At 48.0% G+C, this 20,083-nt stretch carries 8 protein-coding genes; 6 read left to right on the forward strand and 2 right to left on the reverse strand.

The window, feature by feature from the left end:
- Positions 1-270: 270 nt before the first annotated feature.
- Positions 271-8,961, reverse strand: a complete 8,691-nt coding sequence (locus Q1V85_RS03795; protein WP_300597600.1) for a glucoamylase family protein — start codon at positions 8,959-8,961, stop codon at positions 271-273.
- Between the two features lie 313 nt (positions 8,962-9,274).
- Here Q1V85_RS03795 and Q1V85_RS03800 point away from each other — a divergent pair, with 313 nt between their 5' ends.
- Positions 9,275-10,429, forward strand: coding sequence for a helix-turn-helix domain-containing protein (locus Q1V85_RS03800; protein WP_300597602.1), 1,155 nt, complete (start codon positions 9,275-9,277; stop codon positions 10,427-10,429).
- A 46-nt stretch (positions 10,430-10,475) separates the two neighbouring features.
- Positions 10,476-11,645, forward strand: coding sequence for a serine hydrolase domain-containing protein (locus Q1V85_RS03805; protein ID WP_300597604.1), 1,170 nt, complete (start codon positions 10,476-10,478; stop codon positions 11,643-11,645).
- On the opposite strand, the gene Q1V85_RS03810 is transcribed toward Q1V85_RS03805, so the two are convergent.
- Entirely contained in the window at positions 11,642-12,883 is a 1,242-nt protein-coding gene (locus Q1V85_RS03810) for an aminotransferase class I/II-fold pyridoxal phosphate-dependent enzyme (protein ID WP_300597606.1), read from the reverse strand. The two genes, Q1V85_RS03805 and Q1V85_RS03810, sit on opposite strands and share 4 nt — an antisense overlap.
- A gap of 141 nt (positions 12,884-13,024) precedes the next feature.
- Between Q1V85_RS03810 and Q1V85_RS03815 the strand changes: the two genes are divergently transcribed.
- The 4 genes from Q1V85_RS03815 to Q1V85_RS03830 all read left to right on the forward strand — a co-directional run bounded on the left by Q1V85_RS03815 (position 13,025) and on the right by Q1V85_RS03830 (position 20,069).
- Positions 13,025-13,159 carry a hypothetical protein gene (locus tag Q1V85_RS03815; RefSeq protein WP_300597608.1) on the forward strand — a complete coding sequence of 45 codons (135 nt, stop codon included), beginning with the start codon at positions 13,025-13,027 and terminating at the stop codon, positions 13,157-13,159.
- A 513-nt stretch (positions 13,160-13,672) separates the two neighbouring features.
- Positions 13,673-16,795 carry a TonB-dependent receptor gene (locus tag Q1V85_RS03820; protein WP_300597610.1) on the forward strand — a complete coding sequence of 1,041 codons (3,123 nt, stop codon included), beginning with the start codon at positions 13,673-13,675 and terminating at the stop codon, positions 16,793-16,795.
- Positions 16,796-16,806: 11 nt separating this feature from the next.
- Positions 16,807-18,765 (forward strand): RagB/SusD family nutrient uptake outer membrane protein, encoded by a 1,959-nt coding sequence (locus Q1V85_RS03825; protein WP_300597612.1) that lies wholly within the window; start codon positions 16,807-16,809, stop codon positions 18,763-18,765.
- Between the two features lie 32 nt (positions 18,766-18,797).
- Positions 18,798-20,069 carry a DUF4959 domain-containing protein gene (locus Q1V85_RS03830; RefSeq protein ID WP_300597614.1) on the forward strand — a complete coding sequence of 424 codons (1,272 nt, stop codon included), beginning with the start codon at positions 18,798-18,800 and terminating at the stop codon, positions 20,067-20,069.
- Positions 20,070-20,083 lie beyond the last annotated feature (14 nt).

The following is a 20,083-nucleotide window of genomic DNA, read 5'->3' on the forward strand; positions in this document are numbered from 1 at the left end:
CCCGGCTGGGGTGTCATTTAAATTTTCGCGGCATTGAATCTCAATTTATCCTGATCGCGATCGGCGTTGGTAGGCCGCAAAAGTTGTTTACAAAAGATTTGTGTACAAGAATTTTGTACACAAAAAAGCTGTACACAAAAAAGCGGAGAACAGATTTGTTTACAAAAAAAGCAATTAAGAAAAAAATGTAAACAAGCCCGGCCTCCGGCGACCGGAGCGCCGGAAATGTCTTGCTATTATGCCCAGGCCAGGTAAAAAGATTTTATAGTGCTATAACTCCACTATTATATGATGCTCATTGCCGTCATCCTGTAAGGTAATAAACGGATCGCTTAAAGATTGCCCGTTTTCGCTGAGCCGGATGCTGCCATCTTTTTTCTCGTTCTGAATCTGCAACTGATAATACGTATTTCCAAACCGGTACCGGATCTCATATCCTTCCCAGGCATCAGGAATGCAGGGATTAAAGTAAAGACGGTCGCCTTCCCGGTTCAATCCCAGGATGGACCCAATGGCGAGCTGGTAAGTCCACCCCGCGGAACCCGTGTACCAGGTCCACCCACCCCGGCCCTCATGTGGCGGTGCTCCATAAACATCCGCAGCCATTACATAGGGTTCCACTTTATATTTTTCAACCGCCTCGGCCGTACGTGTATGATTCACCGGGTTCACCATAGAGAATAACTCCCAAACCCGCTCTTTGTCTTTCAATGCGGCAAAGGCCATAATGGTCCAGATGGCCGCATGCGTGTATTGCCCGCCATTTTCCCGTACGCCGGGTACATAACCTTTAATATAGCCTGGATATAGATCCGATTTGTCAAATGGGGGCGTGAGCAGCTTGATGATCTTATTCTGCCGGTCGACAAGGAACTTGTTCAATGCGTTCATTCCCTGTAAACTCCGTTCCGGTTCTCCTCCGCCCGATAACAGCGACCAGCTCTGGGAAATGGAATCGATTTTACATTCTTCGTTGGTGGCCGATCCCAGCGGAGTGCCATCGTCAAAGTAAGCACGCCGGTACCAATCGCCATCCCAGGCATTTTCATGGATATGCGTTTTTAATTTACCGGCTTCCGTTTTACAAAGCGTGGTAAAGTCGTCATCGCCATATGCCGCGGCAATGGTGGCAAAATGGGTAAGGACATCATAAAGGAAAAAGGCCAGCCATACGCTTTCTCCTTTTCCATGTTCGCCCACTTTATCCATACCGTCGTTCCAGTCTCCCGATCCGATCAGTGGCAGTCCGTGTTCTCCGAATTTTAATCCATGGCTGATGGCATGTTTACAGTGATTGTACAGGGTTTCCCAATGATTCAGAAATACCGGCAGGTCATAATAGGACTCCTCATCGGGTTGTAATGGGCGCCCATCGATAAAAGATACGTATTCATTGAGGATGTCCTTATCGCCGGTGGCCGTAATATATCGTGCCGTAACATATGGAAGCCAGAGATAATCGTCGGAGCAGGTCGTACGCACGCCGCGGCCGGTGGGCGGGTGCCACCAGTGTTGCACATCCCCTTCCTTAAATTGACGGGAAGCGGCCAGGAGGATCTGCTCCCGCGTAACTTCCGGAGTGGTGTGCATAAGTGCCAGTACATCCTGCAACTGATCGCGGAAGCCAAAGGCCCCGCCGGATTGATAAAAGCCACTTCTGCCCCAAACCCGGCAGGCCAGGGCCTGGTACAGCCACCAGCCATTGGTCATTACGTTCATGGCTTCATCCGGTGTTTTTACAAAAACGGCGCCCAGGATACGGTTCCATTGATTGTGTACCTTCAACCGGGCTTCGCTGGCAAAAGCATTTCCTTTTATTTTCGCTACCAGTTCGCGGGTTTCCTGTTCATTTTTGCCCGCACCCAGGCGAAAAACAAGCTCCTGTTCTTCATCCGGGGCAAGACGGATCATTACCTGTAGCGCGGTGCAGGGATCGAGCCCGGCACCGGCCCTTCCTGCCAAATGCTTTCTTGAAAGTGCTTCAGGACGGCGGCGCGTACCGTTTCTTCCGATAAACTCTGCACGGTCGCAGGTAAATGTTTTTGCATGGGCATCGGTGTCAAAGAAAGCAACCTTATCTGAAAAGGCCGAATTGTAACGGTTACGGGCAAACAGTACATTTGTTTGAGGATCTTTATCGGCCACCACAAACATTTTATTTTTATGGGCCAGATCTCCCAAAACCCATTCCACATAGCCGGTAACAGAAAGTTTACGTTCCTGGTCTGTAAGATTGCGCAGTTTCAGCACTGCATATTTAACAGGTAGGGTTTCGTCTACATAAACCCATAATTCAGACGAAATGCCATAGTGTATGTGTTCATAAACGGAATATCCGAAGCCATGCCGGGTGATGTACGCGTTTTTGCCCGGGGCCGGCAATGGCGTGGGCGACCAATAAACGCCTGTTTCTTCATCACGGATATAATAGGCTTCGCCGCATTTATCGGTTACAGGATCATTTTGCCAGGGCGTGAGCCGGAACGCCTGAGCATTGTCTACCCAGGTATAGGCCGAACCACTTTCGGAGAGGATGGATCCGATTTCTTTATTGGCAATGATATTGCACCAGGGCGCGGGCGACTTTTTCTGCTGACCCGATTCCAGGATGTATTCTTTGCCGTCTTGTGTAAACCCACCGGTATCGTTGGCGAACAGAAGCTGCCCCGGTAATGTAACGCTTTGCTGAGGATCTGTTTTAGGATGCCGCAGCTGTACGGAAAGTGGCTCCGGCAATCCTTTTGCCGGTGTTTTCCGAAGCACCTGCTCGGCCAGCGTGCCTTTGTCATCGTCAAAGATGACCCTGGCAACGGTCTGAAACAGGATCCGGTCTTCACTGGAGATCTGGTCTCCTGCTCTTACAAAAATACCGCCCGGCTGATCCAGTACACCACCGCTGGTTGCCGTAATAAACCCGATCACCTGGTCCTGGAATACCTGCCGGTAGGAGCCAAAATCATCGTTCCAGATTACGAGGTCTACCCGCAATGCTTTTAGCGACCAGTAGGAATGCGCTTTGATTAACTGCTTCACCAGTTCGATGTTATTGCTATCTTTTACGCGAACCAGTACAATAGGAAGGTCGCCGGAGATGGCATAGCTCCAAAGGCCCGGCTGTCCTTTTAAATTGCTTTCAATAACGGAAGCCGCTGCGCGGAAACTGTTGTTCGCATAGATAATGGAGCCGGCAATGGCGTTGAAAAGCTGGGCTTCTACTTCTGTGGCATTGATCTGGCGCAGCAGTACCTGGCTGTGGGTCCATGCCAGTTCAAATACCCGGTTCTTGATATACCGGTCCTGATATTTTGCCAGCAGGCTCATACAGACTTCTTTGGATTCGCCAATACCCATAACCAGGTCGAGGGTTACCGTTTGGCGGGCTTTTAGCGTGATCCGCTGCCGGATAGCAACAATGGGGTCCAATACAGAACCGGCTGTATCGGATAGCTGACCATCCTGTTCCAGGGCTGCCGGAGCCGCCACAGAGCGGCCGCGGCCGATGAACCGCATCCGGTCCGTTTCATACGATACCTGCTCGCTGATGGCTCCATGCAGCATAAACGTGTGAAACATCCAGGGTGGTGTATCCTTGCGGGCCCTGGGCCGGCGGGTACAGAGAATGGCGCTGGCATCTTTTTCTATTTCCGTTTGTACAAATAAATTGCTAAAGGCGGGATGTGCTTCATCTGCAGCCTGATCCGCCAGGACCACTTCTCCAAAACTGGTAACCTCAATGGTTTTGGTGGAGGCGGACCGGTTGGTGATCCGGATACGGCGGATCTCCACATCGTCCTCCGGCGAAACCACCAGGTCCGTTTTGGTTTCAAAACCGTCATCTACGCGCCGGAATACAATATGGCCTTGTGAAAAAACCGTTTCATACGCCTTGCTTTTCCGGAGGGTGGGCTGATAGGTGTTGGACCAAAAATGACCGGTGCTTAAATCTTTTATATAACAGAAGAGCCCCCAGTTATCCAATGTGGTATCTTCCCGCCAACGGTTTAACGCAATGCCTTTCCAGCGACTGTAACCGCCGCCGCTATTGCTGATCATAAGGGCATATCTTCCGTTGGAAAGCAACTGCACCTCCGGAATGGGTGTGTTGGGAGTGGTTAATACCCGCATATGCGATTCGTGTGAAACGGTTTGCCGCGCACTGTTATCCTCCGTGTGCTCATAAAAATTCGTAGAGCGTGGCGCTTTTTCCTGGAGTAATAGCAGTGCCGACTGAAACTGCGGATCTCTGATAAACCGCTCCTGCATCTTTTTATCCAACAGCAGGTAGGCCATGGCCAAAAAACTCATTCCCTGGTGGTGTACCATAAAGGACTTTATGATGGCATGCGACTGGCCTCTTGGCATGCGGGAGGGCGTATAATCAATGGCTTCATAAAAACCATAACGTCCTTCAAATCCTTTTTGTGACAGGGTGCGGAGGTTGTCCATGGCTTCTGCCGGATCAATCATCAACGCCATCATGGTGGCATAGGGGGCAATAACCAGGTCGTTGGCCAGTCCTCTTTTTAAGCCCAGGCCGGGAATGCCAAATGACTGGTACTGGTAATGCAGGCTGGTATCTACCAGATTATACCCGGATTCTGAAATGCCCCAGGGAATATTATTTTTATTGCCATACCCGATCTGGTTTTTCACCGCTCCTTTATTGCTGCGGTCCAGCAATGTATTTTCATAGGAGGGCATCAGCAGCTGGGGCATCAGGTATTCGAACATAGATCCGCTCCAGGATAGCAATACCGGGTTATTACCCAGATTGGTTACCAGCCGGCCAAGCGTAAACCAGGCGGTTTGCGGGATCTTGCCCTGTGCAATTGCTGTAAAAATCCCCAAACGGGCTTCCGACGCCAGCATATCGTAATAGCTTTTATCAGCGGCATCCTCACTTACATTATACCCGATATGGAAAAGGTGCTGGGATTTATTGTACAGGAAATCATAGTCGGCCGTTGAAAAATCAATACAGCTGTGTTTTATCTTTTCAAGTCCGGACAGGAACCCGGTGGCAGAAGCGGACCCCGTTTCGAGTTCTTTCAGCAGCAGGCTTAATTGCTCTTTATCGGCACTGTTGCCGGTTTCTTTGATGGATTCGTTGATGTACCTGGGCAGTATGCGCTGTAGCTCCAGTATATTATTGATGGAAGGAATTTCTTCCAGTATCTGCAGCCGGGGATCGATACCGGTTATGGGCAGGTGAAGTATCCAGGGGCAGAAGGTCCGGATACAGGTTATAAGATCTGTTAACTGGGTTTCCAGGCGTTCTGTCCAGCTGAGCGCTTCTGCATTTGCGGCGATAACCTTGTTGTTCTTTAAAATACCTGCCTGCTCCTGAAGCGCGTTGAGTTGCGTCATCAGTTCATGCAATGTAAGCGGAAAGGCAGCTTTCAGGTTGTTCAGGATCCTGCCGGGCAGGGCCAATAAGTCGGCCTGTGTTTTTTTGTCGCAAAAACTTTTTAGTACTGAAAAAGTATCCAACAAACCATTAATGTGTTGTTGTTTGAAAAGTTTTTCCTGGCGGATCTCTTCCAGCCCCTGCCGCAGCAGGATGAGGCTGGCAATAAAATTTCCGCTATCTACAGCGGAAACATATTTGGGTTGTAAAGGCACCAGCGAAAGGGTATCATACCAGTTATAAAAATGTCCGCGATAGCGCTCCAGTGCTGCAAGCGATTCAAAGGTTTTATACGTTTTTTCCGTTAGTTTGTTTATGGATAAATAACCAAAATCGTAGGCCGATAAATTGGAGAGCAGTGCGAGGCCGATATTGGTGGGAGAAGTGCGGTGTGCCAGGGATTCTATCGGGTGCTCCTGGTAGTTGTCCGGCGCCAGCCAATTATCTTCCTGGGCTACAAAATCCTCAAAATAAGCCCAGGTCTTACGTGCATAAAAATGAAGCCGGTCAATATCTTTTGAAGACAGGTCAACGGCTTTTTTGGCAGAGGGGTTACTTATCTTCCAGGCAACCACCGGCGCCAGCAACCATGCCGCAAGTAAGGGTGCAGCCATCCAAAGCGCATCGGGGTTAAGGGTAACCAGCAATGCAATGATGCCGGCGGGGATCAATACGGAGGGCCACATATACCGATATGCCTGAACGATGTTCTTTTGTTTTCCATTGGATACTCCGGATGGCGTCCATTGTAACAACCGGTGATGGGAGATCAGCATACGCCAGTTGGCACGGAAAATGGCATCCAGGTTTTGAATGGCTTCAAAGGGGAGGCAGAGGATACTAAACAGGATATGCGCCAGGCTGTTGATGCCATTATTTCTTATTTCCAAAAGATGTGCCCGCCAGTGCATGCTTTCCGGCTTATGAAACAGCTGCCAGATGGAACTGGCTGCAAGTGGCAACAGCCAGGCGGTGAAAAAAAGAAGCGTCCATAACTGCGGATAGGGAACAAAGGCCCAGCCTATGATTAAAAAGGCCACCATCGCCGGAGCTACCAGGCTCCTTCGGATATTGTCCCATATCTTCCACCGGGAGAGGCTGGATATAAAGTTCCGGCGGAGTTTGTTCTCCCTGCCTGGCACAAATGGCGTTCCCCAACTGGCAATCTGCCAGTCGCCCCGTATCCAGCGATGACGCCGGCTCACATCTGCCCAATAGGTTTCGGGGTATTCTTCAAACAACTCCACATCTGTAAGCAAACCGGAGCGTACATAGGATCCTTCCAGCAGGTCGTGGCTAAGAATGCGATTGGGAGGAAAGGTATCACCCAGCACGGTTTCAAAAACATCAATATCATAGATCCCCTTTCCTACAAAGGATCCTTCGGAAAACAGGTCCTGGTATACATCGGACACCAGCCGTGTGTAAGGATCCAGCCCGGAATCGTTGCTATGCATTTTTGCATAGTAACTGCTGTTGGTGCGGGGAATGGTTACAGAAGCGCGGGGTTGCAAAATGCCGTAACCATCTACCACCCGGGTGTGCTGCGCATTAAGTACCGGCTGGTTCAAAGGGTGAGCCATGGTGGCTACCAGTTTCCAGGCAGCTTCCCGTGGAAGTTGCGTGTCTGCGTCCAGTGTAATCACATACCGTACCTGCTTCAGGGAGGCCGTATCGCCGGTGATCTCCATAAAATCATAATGGCCCGTGGATCTTAAAAAACTGTTCAATTCGGCCAGTTTACCGCGTTTACGCTCCTGCCCCATCCAAATTTTTTCACAGGGGTTCCATTTCCGGGGCCGGTGAAAAAGAAAGAACCGGCTTCCGGAACTGCCCTCTTTTGCATACTGATGGTTTAAAGTTTCGATGCGTTTGCGGGCATAAGCGAGCAGTGCATCATCTTCAGGCATTTTTTCTTCCGGTGCATCGGTAAAATCCGTCAGTAAGGCAAAGAAAAGCTGTTCTTCGGGGTTGGCCAGGTAGCGTACTTCCAATTCATCTGCCAGCTCTTCAATGGCTTTTTCGCTGGAGAGCATGCTGGGCACGGCCACTATTGTACGACCGGATTCGGGGATGCCGTCCGAATAATCCATTTTGGGAAGGGGGCGGGGCTTTACGATGAGGGTGGCAAGCCAGTTGATAAGGATGACGATGGCCTGACTGCATGCGATAAAGGAGGCGAGCCCCAATAAAAGTGCAGCATAGATGCCCGCACCTTGTTTATAGGCATACAGCACCATCCAGATGCTAAGCAGGAGGGAAAGAAACAGGGCCGAACCGGCATAAGACAGCAGCCGGTTGTGCTTCAGCAGGTTTTTGAACCGGTGTTTTAAAGAGATGCGCATACCCGATTTCCGGATCAGGACCTGTTGTCCTTTTTCGTCAACGAGGTAATAACCTGCGTGGTGCTGCCGCTGCGGAGCTCCTTTTCCGGCACGCTCTTTGGCCAGGTCAATGGCGAGCTGTGCTACCTGGTATTCCTCCAGCGCACTGTTTTTACCCACCCATTCTACAATATGCCGGTACCGGTCGCGGGTTACAAAGTCCATTTGCCCGTAAATGCCATCGATATCGGTGTTCAATATCTTTTCAACAATGCTTACCTGCTCTACAAAGCTGCGCCAGTCGGTACTGCGTATCAGCCGGATACTTTCGATGGAATTCCGGATAGAGACCTGGTCTGTGGCTTGTTTTTGATTTTCGATATTGACCAGTTCAACGGACGATCGGCCGGTTTCTGCCAGCCGCTCTTCCAGCCAGGTAAGCGGCAGGGCCAGCCCCTGGCCCCGGCCCTGTAACCGCCGGATGAATTCTGCAACAAACCCACTGTCCAGCCGCAGTTTCGACTTGGCCATTTCCGCAATGATAATAATAATGTCACGTGGATTTTTTTGGGCCGTTTCAAGTAATTGGTCGGACCAGTAAACGGCTACATTCTTTTCCAGCCGGTCCATGGCTACCCGTGAAGCGATACGCCGGATATTTTCGATAATGGCCAGGCGCAGCATGATGGGAATGGCCCAAAGCTCACCCAGGGTTAAACGGGTTACGGTCTGGTAAGCGTCAATAAATGCGGTGAGTGTGGGAATGCTGATATGTCCGTCGCTGTGGGCAATGAGCTCCAGTGCGATATCATATACCCGGGGAAAGCCCGCCGACCGTCCTTTTGCCAGTATCGGAAGCGTTTCGCTATAACCTTTAGGAAGATGGGTTCTTCCCAGCGCAATCTGTTCCTTAATGAGGTAATAGTTATCCAGAAACCATTCACTGGCAGGAGCAATGGGCTGTTTAGAGCTTACGGAATCATTGAGCAGTTCGTACACCTTTGCAATCACCGTTTCATTGTCGTCAAGCCGGGGCAAAACCTTATCCGGCGGATGTCCGCCTGCCACTACATGCGAACGGGCAATGGTGCTGCCGTGCTGCTGCATCTGATCATGACTGAATAATTCGAGCCGGAAGGGTTCTTCTTTTTTGAATTCAGGAGTGGCATCTCCTGTGAGGAACTCGCGCATGCGCAACATAAAATCATCAACGGGCTTTGAAATTTTCATAGTACTACCAATAAAAAATTTACAGACCTCCGATTGAATCTATAAAGTTAATTCTTATCCGGTAGAAGCAGCGGACAATACGGTCACATTCCTTCCGGTTTCGATCGGATACATGCGGTCTGCTAAAAATACAGTTGATCTCTTCCAAGAAACATGCCATGTAAAATGATGCTTTATTGATATTTATAAGGTATGTTTTTTTTTACTATACCGCAGGCATTGGGCAATGCGGCTTCTTTTTTAACAGATACTATCAAACCCGTGAACCATTCTTTCTGCGGAAAAATGATTATTTTACCGGTGAATTATAAGTATGGAGCGTTTTCTGCAAACCATTATTTTGCTGGGTGTGGTGCAGGGGTTTATCGTGAGCAGCCTCTTGTTTTTTTCGAAGCGTTTGCGTACGCCGAACCGTCTGCTGGCAACGCTGATCTTTTTGCTAACGCTTGCCAGCTTTTGTTTATATGGATCTTATATTGGCTGGTTTGGTTCAAAATGGCTGAATTTTCTGTCAGGTCTTGTTCCGATGATCATAGTGATGCCGGTAGGACCATTGCTGTATTTTTATACTCGGTCGTTCATCGAGCCGGAATTTAAAATCGGAAAGAAAGAGTGGATGCAGTTTCTGCCGGTTATTATTGATCTGGGAGGATCACTGATTGCATGGACATTTGTGGGCGGCGTATGGACCGGCCTGCTTAAAAACGATCCACGCCCCTGGGGGATGGCCATTGATACCTATAATGTGTATGCCGATATCCCCCGATGGATATCGCTTGCCATTTATACCGTGCTTACCCTGCGGTATTTTACTGCCGAAAAACAAAAAAGCCTGGCCGGTTTTAGGTGGCTGCGGCAGGTTGCAATCGTTTTTGGTGTGTTTCTTTGTATCTGGTTTGTGTATTTAGTGCCCTATGTAATTCCCCGGTACACCGGCTGGATGCTGGACAACCTGGATTGGTATCCCCTTTACATACCCATCACCCTGCTGATTTACTGGCTGGGCATTAAGGGATACCTGATTTCCTGGCAGCAACAGGCGGCAGAAAAAAAACAGGAAGCCGTCTTGTTACCAGCGCAGGTAGCGGACGCAAGCATCCGGCTGTTGAAAAACACCATGGAACAGGACCGGCTGTATCTGAATACTGAGCTTACCCTGCAAATGGTGGCGCAACATACCGGCCTGGCCGCTAAAACCATTTCGGCTGTGCTGAACCAGCACCTGCATAAAAATTTTAATGAGTTCATAAACGGATACCGGGTAGCTTTATTTAAAGAAAAATTGCTGGCAGATGGAGCGGAGCAATTAACCTTTGCAGGAATAGCGTATGACTGTGGATTTAATTCCCCTGCAACCTTTCAACGGGTATTTAAGCAGGCAACTGGTATGTCGCCCTTTGAATTCCGGAAAAATCATATGACAGCGCGCACTATATATGACTCAAATCGCGATTTGAGTGGCTTTTGAACCAGCGGTTGAATAAAGATGAGAGAGCTTTGCGGAAAAATAATCCATGACGTTAAAATGCTCCTTTACGCTGATATTAGGAACGATGTTCTTCTTTTCCTGCAGCACGCATCGCCCCGTATCACAGGTTGTTCCTGTAAAAGCATCTGATCGTACCCTTTGGAACACGCGGAAGCTGGCTGCTTTTGAACAGCGGTTGGAACAGCTGCGCCAACGGTATCATATCCCCGGCATTTCGGCTGGTATTGTAAATGAAAAGCAACTGGTATGGAAAAAGGGTTTTGGTTATGCGGATATGGACCGCCGGACACTGCCAGACGAGCATACCGTATACCATATTGCGTCTGTTACCAAAACGTTCGGGTCGATCATTTTTATGCAGCAGGTGGCCGCAGGAAGGCTGCAGCTCAATGACCCTGTCAGTAAGTATGGGATTAACCTGGGTGCCCGGTGGGGCAGTGATCCGCGCATCCGTTTACGGCACCTGATGACGCATACGGCAATGGGCAATACGTTTAACGGTTTTAAACCCGGTTATGTATTCCGGTACAATGGTGGCTGGTATGGAGAAATCGGGAAAGCCATTGCCCGGGCTTCCGGCCATTCGTTTGGTGCATTGCTGATGCAGGAGATCATTTTGCCGCTCCATATGAAGGAAACGGTGCCCAGTACAGACGATAGTGCGGCTTTTGCATTAACAGGCTATAACAAGACCGCCTTTCTTGAGAAAGTAGCGCCACCTTATGACTGGAAACGCGGAAAACTGGAGCGGGTACGCTTCCAATATGGATTTAATCCCGCCGCCGGTATAATGAGCAGCGTAGCCGACCTGGCCCTGTATACGGTTGCTATTGATGAAAAACGGTTCCTGTCAGACAGCAGCTGGCAACAGGTTACTACCCCCTACGTAACACCCAGGGGAAAAACCATCCAATACGGATTGGGATGGTTTATAAAAGAATACAAAGGCATGAAGCTTTTATGGCATACGGGCTGGTGGCTGGGTTATTCCGCTCTTTTTGTAAAGATTCCGCAGAAGGATCTGACCTTTATCATACTGGCTAATTCGCAAGACCTGAGCCGGCCGTTTTATCATATCGTAAAGCCCATTCCCGGCCTGGGTTTCGGGTTCTTTAACCCGTTCCGGCGCAACCTGAATAAAACATTGAAGGCTTCCGGCTTTGCAGCGGCTTTCCTGGATCTGTTTGCAGATTAAGCCGGCAACCCTGAAAGCGCCTGCTCAAGATCTGCGAGAATGTCTTCCAGAGCTTCTATGCCCACACTCATGCGTATCAGCCCGTCTGTAATACCGGCCTTCAATCGCTCCTCCGGTTTCATGATGGCATGCGACATGGATGCGGGGTGCGAGATCAATGTGTCTACCGTGCCTAATGATACAGCGCGGGTGCACATCCGCAAACGGTTGATGAATTGTTTACCTGCAGCAATGCCGCCCGTCAGCTCAAAACTCAGTACGGCACCGGGGTATCGCATCTGGCGGGTGCTTAAAGCATAATCAGGATGCGTTTTTAGCCCGTTGTAATTCACTTTTGCTACTGAAGGGTGCGCATCCAGCCACTCCGCCACGCGTTCTGCATTGGCGCTATGTTGCCGCATCCGGAGGGGAAGTGTTTTGATGCCGTTGATCAGTAAAAACGCATCAAAGGCATTGGCATTAGCGCCCAGCAACTTAAAGACTTTTGTGGCAGTTGTTTTCATAAAGTCAAGGTCCTTTCCAACCAGCACGCCGCCAATAGCCGTGCCATGGCCGTTTAAAAATTTGGTTGTGGAGTGATATACAAAATCAACGCCCAGCGCAAAGGGCTGCTGCAGGTACGGAGTAGCGAAGGTATTGTCTACACTTACTTTTATTTTATAAGGTGTTGCCAGTTTACAAATGGCCCCGATATCGGTACAACCCATCAGCGGGTTTGTGGGCGATTCGATATGAATCAGCCGGATCTGCGGATGCTGTTGCAACGCTTCCTCCACTGCCTTCAGGTCAGAAAGGTCTATAAATAACGTTTGTATTCCGGACCGGGCTAAGAGATAAGCAAAAAATTCGTGTGTGCCGCCATACAGGGCCGTATTGGTCAGCACCATATCGCCGCTTTTTAGCAAGGAAAAGCAAAGGGTGGAAAGTGCACCCTGGCCACTGGCATGCAGCAATGCTTTTAGTTCCAGCGCTGCTCCCTGCGCGTTTTTTAATCCGAATGCTTCCAGTGCGGCGATCAGCTTTTCGGCCGCTGTTGTGGTGGGATTGGCAAAACGGGAATAAATATAGCCGGGCTCGGTTGCCGCAAACCGGTTCATACCCTGTTCGGCACTGTCGAATACAAAGGTGGAAGTAGCATAAATGGGAATGGCGTGGCTGTGCAGGCTTCCCTCATCGTGAATGCTGTGAATGGCTGCAGAACAAATATCTTCAAAGCGTTGCGGTTGATCAGATGTCATTTTTATGAGGCATTTTTAATTTGGATGCGCTTTACCAACAGGCTTCTTTTTTTAAAACGGTGCCACCGGTTGTTTGAATTGGTGCACAGTTGCAGAAGCATTTTTATAAAAGCGGCATTGTCTGTGAAATTACCGGTATTTATGAAGAAGTCCGGAACGGCTATTGCCTTTGATGTTTATGATCCCTGGCTGCCAAAAGCAGCGCCGGTTAAAACGGAAGAGCGTCTGGCCCCGGGCGTGGAGCCAGGCAATCCAAAAATCCGGATTCCCCGGTGAAGGTAACAAAAAATGTAATTGGCTATAAAGTGCGGGCGTTGAGTCATATGTGGCAGTTGCACGACTAAAAAAATATAAATATCAGGGCGACGCATTCCAGGCATGCATATTTTAATAAAAACTTTTAGTCCCCAATAGATAAAGGGCCGGTTTCGGATTACCGGGCCTGAAACAAATTCCGCACATGGAAAATAGCATCATTTTTTAAAATATTCGCCCCTGCACGAGTCTAAAAAGCACTTTAAAAAGGTTCAATAATCTTTCCTGAATTTAAACAGGATGAAGATAGCAAACGACCTTTATTTTGTTAAAAAATTGATTTTCTAACATTTTTTTGATTCTATTTAACATTGGGTTAACATTAGTGAATTATTTTTAATTTTTATTTAATTATTAAAATATTTTATTTTCTTTCATTTTATTTTAGTTATTTGCGGCAACGATTGTACGGCCTTTGCCCTTATACGAGCAGCCAACCAGAATATATAAAGTAAACTTAAACTAAACAATCACATGTTTCTAAAGAGACTATTAGGACCTCTTTTGCTGATTTTTTGTGTTGCAACAGGATTTGCGCAAACCAGGAATATCACAGGAGTTGTAAAAAATGCAGATGATGGTACCGTTATCGGAGGAGTTACCATCACCAACCTCAAAACGAGCTTTCAAACAGCATCGAACCAGAACGGGGAATTTAAAATAGACGCAGCTTCAGGCGACTCGATTTTATTTTCTCACGTAGGACGGAAAGATCAAACCGTTGTGATTGCGGAAAAAAGCATTCTTGAGGTTATAATGTATGCCGGTAAAAGTGAGATGGATGAAGTAACCATCGTGGCCTTTGGTAAACAGAAAAAAACCAGTGTGGTAGGCGCGGTAACGACGGTAAGTGTAGAAGATCTCCGAATCCCTTCTTCTAATTTTACCAGTTCTTTTGCCGGCCGTATTCCGGGGATGATCTCATTTTCGCCTTCGGGCGAGCCCGGTGCGGACAACGCCCAGTTCTTTATCCGGGGGGTAACCACCTTCGGGTACCAGGCTTCCCCGCTCATTTTGATTGATGGATTTGAATCTTCTACGGATGTTTTGGCCCGTCTTCAGCCGGATGATATTGAGTCGTTCTCTATTTTAAAAGATGCATCGGCCACCGTATTATATGGCGCCCGCGGGGCCAACGGTATCATCATGGTAAATACCAAGTCGGGAAAAGAAGGGCCGGTAAAGCTGAGCGCCCGTTTCGATATGAACGTGAGCGCATCCTCAAGAATTCCAAAAATGCTGGATGGGGTATCTTACATGAAACTCTATAATGAAGCCCGTATATCCAGGGATCCTATATTGGGGGCCTATTATTCCGAACAAAAAATTCAGTCAACAGCCAGCGGAGAAAATCCGATGATTTTTCCAAACATCGACTGGTATAAAACGCTGTTTAACCCAACCACACAAAATAAAAAGCTCAACTTAAATATCAACGGTGGCGGACAGGTGGCTACGTATTATGTGGCCCTTGGTATTGATAAAGAATCGGGGTTGTTAAAGGTAGACAAACGGAATAATTTTAATAACAATATCGATATCAGCCGGTTTTACATCCGCTCCAACGTAATCTTTAAACTAACGCCTACTACCAAGCTGGATACAAGGATCCAGGGACGTTTTGAACGGTATAACGGTCCGTTTGTTTCTGCTACCGATGTATACAATATGGTAATGAATACCAACCCGGTAGATTTTCCGGCTACTTATGAGCGGGATGAAAAACATTCCAGTGCAGACTATACCTTGTTTGGAAATACCTATTTGGGAGGGGCGCTGAAACGCAACCCTTACGCAGAAATGGTGCGGGGTTATGAAGGACGCAATGAAAGCGATATTACGACCAATGCTACGCTTTACCAGGATCTGAGGTTTATTACCCGGGGTTTAAAACTGGAAGCCCGTGCTTCGGTAGATACCTGGAGCAAATATTCCGGCCGCCGCAGTTATAATCCTTATTATTTCGACCTCGAAAGCTATAACCAGGTTACCGGGAGGTATACGCTGTTTGATCTGAACCCGAATGGCGGCAGCCCCTACCTTGGAAACGTACTTCCCGGAAGGGATGCCAACGGGCACTATTACTTTCAGGTGATGCTGAACTATGACCGTACTTTTGGTAAACACAGTGTTGGGTTAATGACGGTGGGCATGTCGGATGAAAAACTGCTGACTGCGGGCAATAGTAATTCGATTTATGAAACGCTCCCGGAACGGAACCTGGGTAATTCAGGCCGGGCAACATATAACTATGACAACCGGTATTTCTTTGAATTTACGTACGGATACAATGGCTCCGAAAAATTCTCAAGCAATACCCGTTTTGGATTTTTTCCTTCCTTTGGAGGAGGCTGGTTGGCTTCGAATGAAAACTTTTGGGAACCCATAAAAGATATAATAAGTACATTAAAATTCAGAGGCACCTGGGGATTGGTGGGTAATGACGCAATTGCAGGCCGCAGTGGCCGTTTCTTTTACCTGTCTGATATCTCACTTGGAGGAGGCGAATACCGCTGGGGTAGTTCCTTTATGAATGCTTATCCTGGTTATACTATAAACCGCTATGCAAATCCGGATATTACCTGGGAGCTTTCCAAAAAACTGAACCTGGGAATGGATCTGAACCTGTTTAAAGATGCCGTGAAATTTCAGATCGATTTTTACCGGGATATGAGGACTGGAATTTACATGCAGCGCCAGAATTTTCCAGCTACTGCAGGTCTGGAAGCTTCTATCAGCGGAAACGTGGGAAAGGTTGATTCAAAAGGATTCGAAGCGCATATAGATTATAGTAAATCATTTCAAAACGGCCTGATGGTTCAGGTGATGGGTAACTTTACCTATGCCACCAATAAGCTGGTGGAAATAGATGAGAAGAATTATCCCGATGCCTATCTGAGACGCCTGGGAAGCAATATTAATCAGCAATGGGGTTTGGTAGCGGAGCGGCTTTTTGTAGATTCTGCAGAAATTGCCAACTCTCCCAAACAGGATTTTGGCCGGTACATGGCCGGAGATATTAAATACAAAGATGTAAATGGAGATGGGGTGATCAACTCCAACGACCGGGTGGCCATGGGTTATCCTACCGTTCCGGAGATCCAGTACGGTTTTGGCGCTTCAGCTTCCTATAAAAATTTTGATCTGAACTTTTTCTTCCAGGGTAATTCGAGGGTTTCTTTCTTTATTGATGCTACCGCTAACCTTTCCAGCACTACTGCGGGGATCGCACCCTTTGCCTTCAGAAGAAATGCCTTGGCGATTATTGCAGATGACCACTGGAGCGAAACCAACCCCGATATCCATGCCTTTTGGCCCCGCCTTTCTACCGAGCCGATGGAGAACAATACACAACAGTCATCCTGGTGGCTGAGAGACGGATCTTTTTTACGGTTAAAGAAAGTAGAGGTTGGATATAGCCCCCCCGCATCCTTGCTGAAACGGGTTGGCATTGCACGCGGCACCCGGATGTACGTAAGTACGGAAAATGCAGCGGTATTCAGTGCATTTAAACTCTGGGACCCGGAAATGGGACGAAAAGGATTGGGCTATCCTCCTAACAGAAGATTTGCCGCAGGAATTCAAGTGATGTTCTAAAAAAAATAACTATGAAATTATATAAAAATATACTATTTGCTCTTTTGCTGACCGGCGGGTTTTCCTGCTCCAAGTTCCTGGACGTGGTACCGGATAATACCATGCGGCTTGAAAATATATTTCAGAAAAAAGAAGATGCCTGGAATGCCCTGGCCAAGGTATACAGCTATATGCCTGCGGATGATAATACGCACAATACCTCCTGGCTGCTCGGCGATGAATGGATCGGGCGCCTGGATTTAAATGATGTTACCGGCAATGTTCACGGAATAAGGATTATGCGGGGGTTACAGTCAAAATCTTCTCCGCAGCTGGGCTACTGGTCGGGCAGTAATGGCGGTACCCCGCTTTACCAGGGCATTCGTCAGTGTGATGTGTTTTTACAAAATATCGACCGGGTAAACGATATGACAGAATCTGACCGGAACGACTGGAAGGCGCAGGTGAAAATGATGAAAGCCTACTACGTTTTTCAATTGATACGTTATTACGGTCCGGTGGTGCTGCCCACCAAAATGGCTACTCCCGAATCATCGAAGGAAGAGCTTTTTATTCCCCGTTCAAAAGTAGAAGACTGTTTCAAATATGTACTGGACCTGATGGATGAAGCCATTCCCCAGTTAAAGGAAAGAGCAAATGAGAACGATCTTGGACAAATTGACAAGATGATTGCCCTGGCCATTAAGGCGAAAGTGCTGTTGTTTAGAGCCAGTCCTTTTTATAATGGTAACCGGGAGTATTTTGGAGACTTTGTCGATAGTGATGGCAAACCGTTTTTCCCCATGGAATATGACCGCGAAAAATGGAAGCAGGCCATCGACGCCATTAATGCCGCCATTGTATCTGCAGAAGGAAATGGTCATGGTCTTTATACCTATCAAAAGCAGCCCTACCTGTATGATTCAGCGGCCTTCCGGCTTAATGGCGACAAAATGAAAACGCTGTACGACCTGCGCATGGTTATCTGCGATCCCTGGAACAAGGAAGTGGTATGGGGCTTCTCCAACCTGAATTATTATGGCCAGGGCGAAATAGCTCATGCCACCAATATCCGCCTGCCGGTTGGCTATGGAGACGGGGTTACCAACTCCGCAACATTTTCCTGGCAGTGGCTGGCCGCTACTTACCAGATGGCGGAGCGTTACTATACAAAGAACGGCTTACCCCTCGATGAGGACCGTACCTTTGATATGAACCTGAAATACGAACAATTAACCACACCCGGCGAGTCTGATCCGGAGTACAATCAACTCAGAGGCTTTATGCAGCCCGGTGCGGAAACAATCAACCTTTATATGAACCGGGAGCCCCGCTTTTACGCCAATTTGGGCATTACCGGTGGATTTTGGCGGGCGCATACCGTGCGGATCAATACCAAGATGTTTGCGAATTCGGATGGGGGCTTTAACTCTTCAGTAAACGCTACAGATTATTTGACCACCGGAATCGGGGTGCAAAAAATGGTACATCCGGAGTCCATGTCGGGCGCCTGGCAGCGAACCATTAAATTTCCATATCCGCTTATCAGGATGGCCGACCTGTATTTGATGAAAGCAGAGGCATTGAACGAATACACCGGTCCAAGCAGCGAAGTTTATAATGAAATTAATAAAATACGTCGTCGTGCAGGAATACCGGACGTGGAAACCGTTTGGGCCGATCCCAGTCTTACACGCGACCCCGGTAAGCATTTAACAAAGGAAGGACTCAGAGATATTATCCTTTATGAGCGTTCCATAGAACTGGCCTTTGAAGGGCAGCATTACTGGGATATGATCCGGCAAAAACGTGCGCCGGCGGCCTTCTCTGCACCTGTTTGGGGCTGGACGGTTACAGGCGCTGACGCCAAAACCTTCTTTAACCTGGAGGTAAAACAGCAACGGAAATTTACAATCACGGATTGCCTGTGGCCTATTGATTTGAACGAGATGAATACAAATGGCAGACTGATTCAGAACCCGGGATGGTAATTACAATATTGACAATGAAATATAAAGTTATTATGGAAAAAAGAATACTTGCCTTCCAGCTGTTTTTATGCGCGCTGGTGGTCATGGGATGTTCTAAAACAGAAGGTTTTAAAACCCAGGGAAATGATAAAACGCCTCCCGGAGCTATTGTATTAAAAAAATATACCCCATTGTATGGTGGCGCCCGCTTTTTTTACACCATCCCTTCGGATGAGGACCTGGTAGGAGTAGAAGCGGAGTATACCAACAAAAACAACCAGGTCTTCAGGTTTATGTCTTCCTATTTTCAGGACTCGCTGGATGTTTACGGTTTTGCAAGTGTGGATCCGCAAAAGGTTAAACTCTATGCGGTGGACCGTTCCGGAAACCGCTCACAGCCCGTGGAAGTAGATGTGGTATCCCTGGAGCCGGCTTATTCCAGAGTGGCTAACTCACTTACGGCAAGAGCCGGATTTAGCTCTTTCTTTGTGGATTGGAAAAATGAGCTGAAACAGAACATTAATGTGTATGTAGATTATGAGTTTCAGCAAAATGGCGCGGACCGGAAACTTACAACAGTGTTCTCTTCTAACATGGAACAGGATCGCCGGTTTATCAATGACCTGGTGCTGGGTGCTAATGGTAAGGTAAAAGTGAATGTAAGGGTAGAAGATAAGTATGGCAATATGACCATACCAATCAATAAGGGAGAATTGACCCTGCTGGAAGATGTGAAGATCCCGAAACAGGCCTGGAAGCTACCAAATGCCAACGATACCATCGGAGGTGTTCCTATGGTTTTTGGTGACGGTCTGGAAGGAAGAACTGCAAAAGTTATAGATGGAATTATTGACCGGGGCGATAACCTGAACTTTATGCACACACAAAGCCGGGGCCGTACCGGAAAGGCGGTTGATGGAAATATGCCCTGGAACCTGATGATTGACCTGGGAGATTATTATGAGATCAGCCGGATTGTTACCGTGCAACGGCATTCGGGCGGACTGGCGAATATAAGCCGCGGACAATATTATAAAACGGAAAACGTGGGCATTTACCGGTTCTATACCTGGGATGATAGTAAAAGTAAATGGGATACGGTGATGCAAAAGAAAATTGATGTTCCGGTAGGTCTTACCGAGCTGGAATTTGTAAAAATGGGCGAGGCCGGCGATATGGCGTATATGTACCCAGATGATCCCAAGTATACAAAGCCTACCCGGTGGGTTCGGTACGAGGCGGTAATGGGATTCACCAGTAACTATACCCTCGCGGATGCAAATTGCCTTTCTGAGGTAACCCTCTATGGTAGAAAAAAGAATTGATCATTTGCCAAAAA

Origin of the sequence: Niabella sp., assembly GCF_030150205.1 — a bacterium.
Taxonomy (GTDB): domain Bacteria; phylum Bacteroidota; class Bacteroidia; order Chitinophagales; family Chitinophagaceae; genus Niabella.